General features: G+C 29.6%; 10 protein-coding genes. 9 read left to right on the top strand and 1 reads right to left on the bottom strand.

Annotated elements, in window-relative coordinates:
- Positions 1–134: 134 nt before the first annotated feature.
- The 8 genes from ACJBCC_RS17025 to ACJBCC_RS16990 all read left to right on the top strand — a co-directional run bounded on the left by ACJBCC_RS17025 (position 135) and on the right by ACJBCC_RS16990 (position 9,051).
- Positions 135–992, top strand: coding sequence for a hypothetical protein (locus ACJBCC_RS17025; protein WP_407557893.1), 858 nt, complete (start codon positions 135–137; stop codon positions 990–992).
- A 363-nt stretch (positions 993–1,355) separates the two neighbouring features.
- The gene (locus tag ACJBCC_RS17020) at positions 1,356–1,673 is read left to right on the top strand and encodes a DUF6660 family protein (protein ID WP_299103548.1); all 318 of its coding nucleotides are present in this window, start codon (positions 1,356–1,358) and stop codon (positions 1,671–1,673) included.
- 74 nt (positions 1,674–1,747) lie between these two features.
- The gene (locus ACJBCC_RS17015) at positions 1,748–3,910 is read left to right on the top strand and encodes a TonB-dependent receptor (protein WP_407557892.1); all 2,163 of its coding nucleotides are present in this window, start codon (positions 1,748–1,750) and stop codon (positions 3,908–3,910) included.
- 2 nt (positions 3,911–3,912) lie between these two features.
- On the top strand, positions 3,913–4,329 hold the full coding sequence (locus ACJBCC_RS17010; protein WP_407557891.1) for a Fur family transcriptional regulator: 417 nt from the start codon (positions 3,913–3,915) through the stop codon (positions 4,327–4,329).
- 53 nt (positions 4,330–4,382) lie between these two features.
- Positions 4,383–4,967 carry an isoprenylcysteine carboxylmethyltransferase family protein gene (locus ACJBCC_RS17005; RefSeq protein ID WP_299103545.1) on the top strand — a complete coding sequence of 195 codons (585 nt, stop codon included), beginning with the start codon at positions 4,383–4,385 and terminating at the stop codon, positions 4,965–4,967.
- 359 nt (positions 4,968–5,326) lie between these two features.
- On the top strand, positions 5,327–6,313 hold the full coding sequence (locus ACJBCC_RS17000) for a thioredoxin fold domain-containing protein (RefSeq protein WP_299103544.1): 987 nt from the start codon (positions 5,327–5,329) through the stop codon (positions 6,311–6,313).
- Positions 6,314–6,457: 144 nt separating this feature from the next.
- Positions 6,458–7,339: a hypothetical protein gene (locus tag ACJBCC_RS16995; protein ID WP_407557890.1), complete on the top strand. Its 882-nt coding sequence runs from the start codon at positions 6,458–6,460 to the stop codon at positions 7,337–7,339.
- Between the two features lie 161 nt (positions 7,340–7,500).
- Positions 7,501–9,051 carry a TlpA disulfide reductase family protein gene (locus ACJBCC_RS16990; RefSeq protein WP_299103500.1) on the top strand — a complete coding sequence of 517 codons (1,551 nt, stop codon included), beginning with the start codon at positions 7,501–7,503 and terminating at the stop codon, positions 9,049–9,051.
- Between the two features lie 221 nt (positions 9,052–9,272).
- Here the strand turns inward: ACJBCC_RS16990 and ACJBCC_RS16985 are convergent, their stop codons facing one another.
- Positions 9,273–10,316, bottom strand: coding sequence for a serine hydrolase (locus ACJBCC_RS16985; RefSeq protein WP_299103501.1), 1,044 nt, complete (start codon positions 10,314–10,316; stop codon positions 9,273–9,275).
- 295 nt (positions 10,317–10,611) lie between these two features.
- Here ACJBCC_RS16985 and ACJBCC_RS16980 point away from each other — a divergent pair, with 295 nt between their 5' ends.
- A complete protein-coding gene (locus ACJBCC_RS16980; RefSeq protein WP_299103502.1) occupies positions 10,612–11,241 on the top strand; it encodes a hypothetical protein in 630 nt (209 codons plus the stop codon).
- The last annotated feature ends 221 nt before the right edge of the window (positions 11,242–11,462 follow it).

Raw genomic sequence — 11,462 nt, 5'->3', positions numbered from 1 at the left:
TTGCTAAATTAGTGCTTAACCCAAGGTAGTTGCATTTTTGTTACGTCTGAATTTCCTTCGGAAATTCCTCGCACACATAAACGCAACTTTCCATACACAAGACCGTTGTACGCAATATAAACCAACCTTTACGAATGTTTAAAAATTTATTTTCCAAAAACGAATATAGTAGCAAAACAGGATTCTTCAAAGTTGAGAATAAGGAGCTAATTCCGATAGACGAATTGGAAATAGGTTCAATAAACAATTGTATTGAGAAAATCGGTTTTCCAACAAACCACATTTATACAATACATTCTTTTGATTCTGACAAAATATCTGTTTTAGGATTCAAAACCCTAACAAAAAAACTTGAATTCGTATTAGCAGAGAATAAATCTAAAATTTCATTTTCAGATGTATCAAAGGCTGTAAAAGGAATTGATTGGGATTTTGAGTATTCTGACTTAAATATTGAGGACATCTTACAAGAAGGTATCGATTATGAGAACTTTGACTTGAATTTTGTGAAATCGATTATGAATTTAACTAAAGAAGATAAAGAATTATACAAGTCAGAAAAACTTGGACTATATCTTCAATTTGAAAATGAGATTCTTAAAGCGTTCACATCGTCAGAATGGGAAAACTCATCAACAAAATGGCTTAAAGAAATAAACGAACCGATGGTAGAAAGTATGGTCAAGGAAGCCAAACAATTCCATAGAAATGAAATTGAGGCAATGGAAGAAGTGAACAGACAAACCAAAGCGCTTATGAATGTCCCAGAAGCAATGAAAAACGAATTTCTATCATTGCACGAAAACAGAAATGGAAATTTCAATTTTCACAATTTAGTAATCGCACATTACTCACAAGAATGTAATCAAGATGATTTTCTATTTATGAACAAAGGGAGATTTAATAAGATTGATGAAAGTGTATTCGAAGTCGGAAAATTTAAATATGAATTTGATAATAGTAGAGAATTAATAGCAGTATACGAGAAATAAATACTGCGAAAAATACTGCGTACAACACCGTATATAAAAAATTGCTGGTGTTAGGCTAAATCAAAGGTCGTTGCACGTTTGCTACGTCTGAATTTCCTTCGGAAATTCCTCGCACGCAAACACGCAACTTTCCATATACAAACACGTTGTGCATAATGCGGAAAATCGTTCCAAACATCAACTTTTGAACAAAAAAAAGCCAACCGCACAAACAGCACATTTATTTTTTCCCAGCCACAAAAAGCCAACGCCTAAAAAAATAAAAGAGCTGTTTTTTGCCAACGCTCAAAAACGGGACACAAAACAGAATTAAGAAATAACTTTGCAATACCATTGCATTGATATTTATTTATCTTTGTGTCAATGAAATTCGTTACTATCATATTATCATTGTTAATCCTTGCGTTGTCAATTACACCTTGTTCTGACGGAAATAATTATGAAGACCAACACCAAGACGAAATAAGCGCAAATAACAACCACCAAGAAGATAGTGACGATTCTTGCCCAGTAACCTGTGTTTGTGATTGTTGTGGAATAGCAATCACATACCAGCTACTTCAAACTTTCGAATTAAGTATTAACAACTCAATTTCTACAGAAATAATACCTGTTTATCAATCAATTTACAGATTTGATTATCATTCCAATATTTGGCAACCGCCACAATTAATTAGCTAAAATACCGACAAGAAGTCAATTTTTTTAGTTAATTAATATTTACATTTTCAATGAATAAATACTTATTGAGCACAATGCTCACAATTATAATTTGCTTTTTTGCAAAAGCACAAACCTCTGATATACAAATAAAAGTAGTTTCAGAATCCGAAAAAGAACCGTTATTTGGAGCAACAGTATATTTTGAGGAATTAGAAAAAGGAGCAGTAACCGATTTTAACGGAATTGCAACTTTTACAGAAATTCCAAACGGAGAACATATTATCATAATTTCATATTTAGGATATGAAACATTAAAAACTACTATTCAAATTCCAACTAATTCCGATTTAATTTTCAAATTAAAAAGTGGCGGAAACGAATTGGACGAAGTTGTATTGCAATCTTCAAGAAGCACGAGAACTGTAAAGAAAATTCCAACAAGAATAGAATTTATTGGTGCAGAGGAATTAGGCGAAAAAGCCATAATGAATCCAACCAATATTTCAATGGTACTTCGTGAAAGTACAGGAATTCAAATGCAACAAACTTCTTTAAGTAGTGGAAGTACAAATATTAGAATCCAAGGACTCGATGGGCGTTACACACAACTTTTAAGAGATGGATTTCCTCTTTATGGTGGTTTTTCGAGTAGTTTGAGCATTTTGCAAATTCCGCCATTAGATTTACAACAATTTGAAATCATAAAAGGAAGTTCATCAACACTTTATGGTGGTGGAGCAATTGCAGGTTTAGTAAATATGGTTTCAAAAACACCAGACGAAGAACCAGCTTTAGATATTATGCTAACACAAACACAAGCATTGGGAAGTACAGCAAATATATTTTACAGCAAACGAAATAACAAATTTGGTGTTTCGCTTTATGGTTCTGGTCATTATCAAAAGGCTTACGACCCAGAAGATGATGGATTTAGTAATTTGTCTAAAACGACTTCGATTTCTTTCAATCCAAAATTCTTTTATTATCCATCAGAAAAAACAACCTTTTGGATTGGTTTAAATGGAACTTACGATGACAGAATTGGTGGAGATATAACAAAAATTGAAAGTGGAGAAAATGGAATTCATCAATATACAGAAGAAAATATCTCAAAAAGGTTGAGCAGTCAAGCAGTTTATAAAACGCAAATAGATTCAATAAGTTCTTTGAACATAAAAAATAGTATTTCGTTTTTCGATAGAAACCTTACTATTCCAGATTTTAATTTTGACGGTAAACAAATCAATACGTTTACAGAAGTTACCTATCAAAAAGCAACTTCAAAAGCTGATTGGATTTTTGGAGCAAACTTATATACTTCAGACTTTGATGAGAATGATAGTGCAACTTTACAACGTGACCAAACAGATATAACGTTTGGTATGTTTGCAAACAACATTTATGACCTTTCAGATAGTTGGATTTTAGAAACTGGATTGAGAGCAGATTACAATACAGACTTTGGATTTTTTCCACTTCCAAGAGTTTCATTATTATATAAAAACGATAATGGATTTTCAAGCAGAATTGGTGGTGGTTTAGGCTACAAAATACCTGATATTTTCACAGAAGAAGCTGAATTTGTAAATTTCGAAAATGTACTTGGTATAGATAAATCAAACTTAAAAGCAGAACGTTCTTATGGTTTAAATCTTGATTTTAATTATCAAACACGTTTAACTGATGAGATTGGTTTTTCTGTAAATCAATTATTCTATGTTACTGCAATAAACAATGGTTTGTTATTAAATAGTACAGATAACGGATTTTTTGCATTTGAAAATGCAACAGACGAAATTTTAAGTAAAGGAGCAGAAACAAACATAAAGTTTACATACAAAGATTTTCGATGGTTTTTAAATTATGCGCTAATAGATACGAAATTGAACTATTTGGCAGGAAATCCGCAAAAGCCTTTAACAGCAAAACATAACGCAGGAAGCGTGTTGATGTATGAATCTGAAAAATGGAGAATTGGTTATGAAACATTTTATACTGGAAAGCAGTTTTTATCAAATGGAAGTGAAACAACAGACTTTGTAACAATGGGTTTACTATTAATGCGTAATTTTAAATTTGGTAGTGCATTTGTGAACTTTGAAAATTTCACAGATAGAAGACAAAGTAGGTTCTCACCATTGGTTTTACCACCACACGAAAATCCTATATTTCCAGAAATATATGCACCAACAGATGGATTTATATTTAGTGTAGGTATAATAATTAAACCATTTGGAAACGAAGACCACGATTAATTATGCAAACAATAGAAGAATTATTAGAATCTAAAAATATTCGCGTAACAGCAATGCGTTTGTTAATCTACAAGTTCCTTGCAGAAAAGCAAATTGCTGTTACATTAAGCGATATAGAAAATGCTTTCGAGAAAGCAGATAGAACAACGTTGTACAGAACCGTCAAAACATTTGAAGAAAAAGATATTGTACATCAAATTGACGATGGTACAGGAATTACAAAATATGCTTTGTGTGAAAAGGGATGTAATTGTGAACTTGAAACCGATTTACACTTGCATTTTCATTGTAACAACTGTAACGAAACTGTTTGTTTAACAGAGCATAAAATCCCTCAAATAAAAGTACCTGATGGTTTTGTTTCAGAAAATGTAAACTTGGTTGTAAGAGGTATTTGCGATAAGTGCAGTGGACAATAAATGCACTTCCATTGCATTGATTTTTATAGCATTTTTACATAAAATTAGAAATTATGTTACTATTCGCTTTTCTCATATTATATTTTTTATTGGTGTTTGTTTTAAGGTCTGTATTGCTTTGGAGAAAAACAGGAATAAATCCGTTAACATTTAAAAAAACAGATAATGCTCACGATTACAATGGTAAGGTTTTTACATTTATTACAGTTTTTGAGCTTATTGTTGTTGGAATCTATGCTTTTAAAAATGAGTGGTACGAATATTTACTTCCTTTTTGGTATTTAGAAAATCCTATTTTACAAAAGATTGGCTGGACTCTTTTGGTTATATCATTAATTGTTGTTTGGATTTCTCAAAGTCAAATGTCAAATTCTTGGAGAATTGGAATTGATGAAAATAACAAAACCAAATTAGTAACAAAAGGAGTGTTTTCAATTTCAAGAAACCCAATATTTTTAGGTATTATGATTGCGAATATTGGATTATTTCTTGTAATTCCCAATGCGTTTACTTTACTCATAATCTCATTATCTACTTTAAGCGTGAATACACAAATAAGATTAGAGGAAGAGTTTTTAAAACGTGAATTTGGAAATGAATATATACAATACGCGGAAAAAGTGAGAAGATGGATTTAAACTAAAGACACAGAATTGCCAACGCTCAAAGCCATACACATTTCCAGTCGCATCAACCACGCTTCACCCAAACTGTAAAAGAGTATGTCTTGCCAATACTCACTTTTGAACTAAATAACAAACATCGGAAAACCAAGCCGAACGTGAAAAGCACTATGCACAACAACGTGTATAAACCATAGCTATTACAGGCTTTTCGAGAGGTTTTTGCTTATTTATTAAGTCCGCCAAATTTTTATTTTTGTATATTTAGAAATTAAAAGATAAATAGAAAAAATAAAAATTCGGCTCGTGCTAAATCCGAAAAGTTAGCGTTTATTTATACGCTACGTTTCATACACAAGACCGTTACCACACATATGAGAAAAACGTTACTAATAACAACATTACTTCTATCTTTCAATGGATTTTGTCAATCTACCCAAGATTGTGAAAAAATTCTAAAAAAGGAAATAAATCTGATTCCAAACGACACGGATAATTTGAAAAGATTTGTAGAAGACTTCTCACTACTTAAAAATTGTGGACTTGACGATGGAGATATCGAAGTTTTTTCAAATGGTCCAGTTTTAGGAACAATTTTAGTCGAATTAGCCTCAAATAAAGAAAGTGATGCCAAACTAACATTTCAAAATCTATATGATAAAGTATTGGAATTTAAAGAATCAGAAGCTTATGAATTAACCAAAACGACAATATTAGTTTCAAATGAACTGGCAAAAAGACCTGCGAATATTGACAATTGGAACCAAGACAAAATTTTATTAGAAAAATTGGAAGTCCCATCTGATTTTATAGATGAGTTTCATAATTATTTAAAAGAACATTCTAATCCGGAAAAAACATATAAACAAGTTTTCGCAGATTTTCAAGAAACTAAAAAATCAAAAAAGTCAGAAACAAAGCCAACCGAAAAAGAATATGACGGAATTTTTAAAAACGCTGGTAATGTGGACTATGATGACCTTTTAAATGAATCCATAGAATTTAAAAAGCCATTGCTTCTATATTTTACAGGCTATGCTTGTGTAAACGCTAGAAAAATTGAACATTACGTTCTATCCGACAAAACAATCACAGAAAAATTAAAAAATGAATTCCATTTTGTGAACCTTTATGTTGACGATAGAACAAGTTTACCCGAAAATGAAAGTATAAAATCTAAAACGAATGGAAAATTATTAAAATATGTTGGACAGAAACATTCGGAATTACAAACTGAAAAATTTAAGAATAATTCGCAACCTTACTTTGTGATTATAGATAAAAACGGAAATAAAATAAAGGACATTGGTTATACCACAGAAATAAAATTATTTGAAGAATTTTTAAACACAGAAAAATAAATACGTGTGGTAACACCGTATATAATTTATTGCTAGTTCTAGCCTACTTACGAAAATCCTCTCGGATTTTCTATTCGGTTTTTATTTGCTAAATTAGGTGTTTAAACCACGCAACAAACCATATACAAACACGTTACAGAACATATGAGAATCGCACTTCTATTAACGCTTTTACTTACTTCAAATTTTGGATTCTGTCAAGAAACTGAAAAATTGACTGTGGAAAGTTTGAAACTCGAACTAGCGGAATTTTTATTGGAAAAAAAATCAATTAAAAGCATAGACCAGCATATTAACTTTTATGGAATTCATAAAAACAAAATCGATGAAAACCTTAAAAATGGAATTTATGTTTTTAACAATGCTTCATCTCACAATCGTTCCTTTTTTGTTATTGTAGACGATAACTCATTTAGCATTTTAGATATTTCAACTTTACAAGGGTTAAAAGACTCAATTGCGAAAACATTGGAATTTGCGAATAAACAAAAATATTGTACAGAAATTATACAAGACTATATTTCAAGGTTAGTAAATATTCACTTTAGAGTCAATAGAAATCCAACAACTCAATTGAATAAGAATTGTGAATTTGAGATTAAGCCAATTAAAAGTACTTATGAGTTAAAATCTCTGAAATTAAAGCTTGCTGAATTTCTTGTGAAACAAAACGAAATTGAAAATATAGAATACTACTTTGAGTATGATTTATTCTTAATGGTTAGAACATTCGAAATCTATTATGGAATTGACAAAAATGAAAATATTGAATGTGGAGTTTATTCATTTGAATTTTTAAATGAGGAATATGACCAAAATCGTTATTATGTAATAGTAAATGAAGATTGGTTAGAAATTTTCGAAATAGAAAGTTCCGGAGGTTTGTCTGATGGAATTAATAAAGTATTGGACTTTGCTGAAAGTCATAAATATTGTCATTTAAAAACAGTTCAAATTATCGAACAATTAATCGGAAAAAAATATTCGGAAAGCTGTTTCGATAATCCTACTTTTGAATTACCATAAAACTGAAATAAATACGTGCTGTAACAACGTGTATAATTCATTGCTAGTTATAGCCTACTTACGAAAGTCCTCGCGGACTTTCTATCTGTGAATTATTTGCTAAATTTAGTGCTTAAACACGCAGCGAAATCATACACAAACACGTTGGCAACAAGCTGAAAATGAAACACAGATTAAACATTCTACTTCTGATTTTAACTTTTATATCTTGTAAGAATACGAGCGAAAAGAAAGCGGAGGAAATATTAAAAAAGAAACCAAAACAGGTTGTTTTAATTTCAAAATACGCACCAGAATCATATAAACACTATATAAAACAAGATAGTATAGGACAGCAATCGAATGAAAAAACTGGTCCTTATTCACCTATCGAAAGTCCGACTTTTGCTTATTATGATTCACAAAACAATATCAGTATTTGGAAACCTAAAGTGAACGAAATAGACACTTTAACAATACCGTATTATAGAGATTATTTGGAAATAAGTACTCGTAATACATACTCTTCCATACCTAATACTTATCTCATAAAAAATGGAGACACAATTATTATTGAGTATGAAAATAAATTACCAATCGCTAAAATTACAAATCGTCAGGTTAATGATATTGAACTAAACTATAATAATTATAGATTAAAAGAATTATTTGACAACAAATACCCAAGTCATCACAAAATATTTCTTGGTTTTTTATTAAGTAAAGAGAAATCAATGGAAGAAACTACAATTGATTTTTACCAACAAGCAGTTAAAGATGGAGAAAGAGAAACTGAATTTTTAGATTCATTACAAAAAGAAAAACTGATTTCAGAAGACAATTATTTTTACCGCAAAGAAATTTTAACTGGTTTATTAGAAAAACACAAAAACCTCAAAACTATAAAAGAATGGAGAGAAAAAAACAAATCTTTTTCAAATAAAGAAAATATCGAAATTATTTATAGTTTAGATTTATCAAAGACAGACTCTTTAATGAATTTTTCATATTTCAGAGATTACTTAAACAATATTTCCAAATATAATCTTTCTTTTATTCAAGAGAACAATATGAACTCTGGAGCATTTTATATAGATTCAAGAGTTCGATTTGATTCTATTTTAAATGACAAAAGATTTAACCAAACTTCTAAAAACTTTCTCTTACCTATAGTTTACAACGGAATTGCTCAAAATTTTAGAGTTAAAGACAAAGAAGAATATTTCAACAAATTAATTAAAAATACCACCAATCAAAGAAAAATAAAAGAAATTCAAGAAAAATACAACTTGGATTTTAGTAAGTCTGACAAATTGATTTTGACTACAATTAAAAATGATACAATCACTTTTTCTGATATTATAAATAATAATAAAGGAAAATGGCTTTACATTGATTTTTGGGCAAGTTGGTGCAAGCCTTGTAGAGAAACAATGCCAAAATCTGTAATACTTAAAAAAGAATTAGAAAAAGAAAATATTGAGTTTATCTATTTGAGCTTGAACGACAAAAAAGAAAATTGGAAATTAGCAATGGAATCGGATGGAATCTCAAAAAGTCAAAATTACTTTATCGAAAATGGTAATGTTTCTAAAGTAATTGAAGATTTAGGAATAAAAACAATTCCTCACTTTTTGATTTATAATCCAAATGGAGAATTAATCAACGGATTTGCAAATAGACCAGGAGAAGGAGCGAAAGAACAATTGAAGAAATTAATAACTGAAAAATAATGCCTATTGCCAACACCGTGTATAACTCATTGCTTGGTTCTCGCCTACTTACGAAAATCCTAGCGGATTTTCTATTCGGTTTTTATTTGCTAAATTAGGTGCTTAAACACGCCACTAATCATACACAAACACGTTATCTGCAAGCTAAAAAAACTTCCTAACTTAAATTTCAAATGGAAAGAACTTACGAAACATCAATTTTAACGTAAGGCTTTTGATACTTAATTGAATTTTAAAATATTTTTAATTTCATCTGAAATATCACCTACATTTTTATGTTTCTGATTTGTTTGAACTATTATAGTTAATACATCTTTATCGTTATTAAATCTTCTTACAATACATTCATAATTTCCAGCGGAACCGTGATGAGAATGTTCTATAATTCTATTATTTTTCCATTCTACAGAACCTAAAGGCGATTGAATATTTCCGAAAAAATCTGCTTCTTCAGACAAGAATTTTACAGATTCTTGATTTATAATTTTATACGTATGAAGGTTTTCTATCCAATTATATAAATCGTTAGCTGTTAAACTAAAAATAGCTCCTGAGATTGTTACTTTATAAGAATCTTCCTCGTAATCATCATCAAAAGGAATAGCCATTAAATTTTTATCTAAATAAGGAGCTTCTGGATGAATAACTGCACTTTTCAATGAAAAGGGAATGAATAAATTTTGATTAACATAGGCTTTAAAAGTTTGATTTGTAATTTTTTCTACGACTTGAGACAATAAAATTGGACTATGATTGGTATATAAATAATCTTTTCCTGGCTTAAACTCCAATTCTTTTATATTTAATAAATCTTCTTTAATTTTCTCATCAGTAATTCGTTCATTTTTTTCAAAATATTTATCCCATTCAACTTGAGGAAGACCACTTGTATACTGCAATAAATTTTTAATTGAAATTGTTGAAGCCCAAATAGGTAAATCTATTAGATATTTATCAAGTTTATCCTCTACATTTAATAATCCCTTTTCTTGAAGTTGCATGATTGAAACTGCTGGAAACTCTTTATATACTGAACCTAAATCGAAACGAAAATCCTTTGTTAATTTAACCGTTTTTGAGCCATCTGAAAAACCAAAAGAGTTTTCATATACTGATTCTCCATTTCTAACGACTAAAATATTTCCATTAAACTTACCCTTTGAAGCTAGTTCTTCTATATAAGAATCTATAGAAATATGCTTTTTGCAGTTTATAAAAGTTAATGAAATAAAAAATAATAATACAATGACAAGAATACGTTTCATCAAATTAGTAGTTGGTTATATTTTAGAGACGAAAAGATATAAGTTTTGTTACAGTATAAGTTACATTTTCATTTCAAGGCTAACAAAATTTAGAACCTCATAAGTAATCGAAATTTAACCGCAAGGGAAAAGCCAGCAGATAACACCGTATATAATTTATTGCTGGCTTTTTGCATACTTGCGAAAGTCCTCGCAGACTTTCTTTCTGTGATTTATTTGCTAACTTTAATGCTTAAACACGCAACGAAATCATACACAAAACCGTTAGCGAACATTTAGAACAAAACTTCAAACTATGAGATTAACATTTATATTTTTCTTTTTCACCTCTTTAATATTCGGACAACAAAAACCGATAGTTTTCTACAACGAAGCTGGAGAAAAAATAAATCAAAAAGAATTTATTAAAACTAAAGACTACAGCAAAAATTTGGATTTATATTTCGAAAACGATTCTACCCAAATAGGTATATTAATTACTAGACAAAAATTCGGACAACTTGACAAAAAAACCTTTTCTAATCTAAAATCTTATTTGACTGATATAAGCGAAAGAAAAATTGATTCCACTCAAAATATTGTAATAAATTATTTAACTGCGTTTCCAAGCGAAAAGCAAGTAGACTCAACTTCAAGGTCAAGTTGGAATGTTTTAGACAAAGACTATCTTAAAAAGTTACATAAGACAGCTGATATAAATCAATTTTGGGTAAACTCACCTGAATCCAAAAATCTAAAATATTATTATAATAATAGAATTAATTGGATAGAAGATAAAGATAATCTATTTAAAGAATTATTTTTCCCTTATGAAGTAAGGTATGGTAATTTTATACTGATTAAACCAGATGGAAAATTTTACTACTATTTAGGCGAACACAGTAAATATCAAATTTGGAAAAAATCAAAAAAATATTTTAAATAAAAAAAAATGATTTGCCAACACCGTGTAAAATTAATTGCTGGTTTTAGCCAATTTACAAAAGTCCTCGCGGACTTTCTATCTGTGATTTATTTGCTAACTTTAGTGCTTAAAACACGCAACTAATCTTACACAAACACGTTGTGTGCAATTTGGCTACGTTACCAAGATTTGGTATATTTGAGTAAAATATAGCCAAAATGGGAAAAAACACATCAATATCA

Source organism: Winogradskyella sp. 4-2091 (genome assembly GCF_045765065.1).
In the GTDB taxonomy this organism is placed as follows: Bacteria; Bacteroidota; Bacteroidia; order Flavobacteriales; family Flavobacteriaceae; genus Winogradskyella.
The sequence above is the reverse complement of the archived record's forward strand: the minus strand, read 5'-3'. Positions and strand labels throughout refer to the sequence as shown.

What these genes read in the sequence shown, in the direction of transcription:
- ACJBCC_RS16990 (WP_299103500.1), top strand. Translation starts at nt 7,501, where the DNA reads ATGAAACACAGATTAAACATTCTACTTCTGATTTTAACTTTTATATCT.
- ACJBCC_RS17020 (WP_299103548.1), top strand. Translation starts at nt 1,356, where the DNA reads ATGAAATTCGTTACTATCATATTATCATTGTTAATCCTTGCGTTGTCA.
- ACJBCC_RS17005 (WP_299103545.1), top strand. Translation starts at nt 4,383, where the DNA reads ATGTTACTATTCGCTTTTCTCATATTATATTTTTTATTGGTGTTTGTT.
- ACJBCC_RS16985 (WP_299103501.1), bottom strand. Translation starts at nt 10,316, where the DNA reads ATGAAACGTATTCTTGTCATTGTATTATTATTTTTTATTTCATTAACT.
- ACJBCC_RS17010 (WP_407557891.1), top strand. Translation starts at nt 3,913, where the DNA reads ATGCAAACAATAGAAGAATTATTAGAATCTAAAAATATTCGCGTAACA.
- ACJBCC_RS16980 (WP_299103502.1), top strand. Translation starts at nt 10,612, where the DNA reads ATGAGATTAACATTTATATTTTTCTTTTTCACCTCTTTAATATTCGGA.
- ACJBCC_RS17025 (WP_407557893.1), top strand. Translation starts at nt 135, where the DNA reads ATGTTTAAAAATTTATTTTCCAAAAACGAATATAGTAGCAAAACAGGA.
- ACJBCC_RS16995 (WP_407557890.1), top strand. Translation starts at nt 6,458, where the DNA reads ATGAGAATCGCACTTCTATTAACGCTTTTACTTACTTCAAATTTTGGA.
- ACJBCC_RS17015 (WP_407557892.1), top strand. Translation starts at nt 1,748, where the DNA reads ATGCTCACAATTATAATTTGCTTTTTTGCAAAAGCACAAACCTCTGAT.
- ACJBCC_RS17000 (WP_299103544.1), top strand. Translation starts at nt 5,327, where the DNA reads ATGAGAAAAACGTTACTAATAACAACATTACTTCTATCTTTCAATGGA.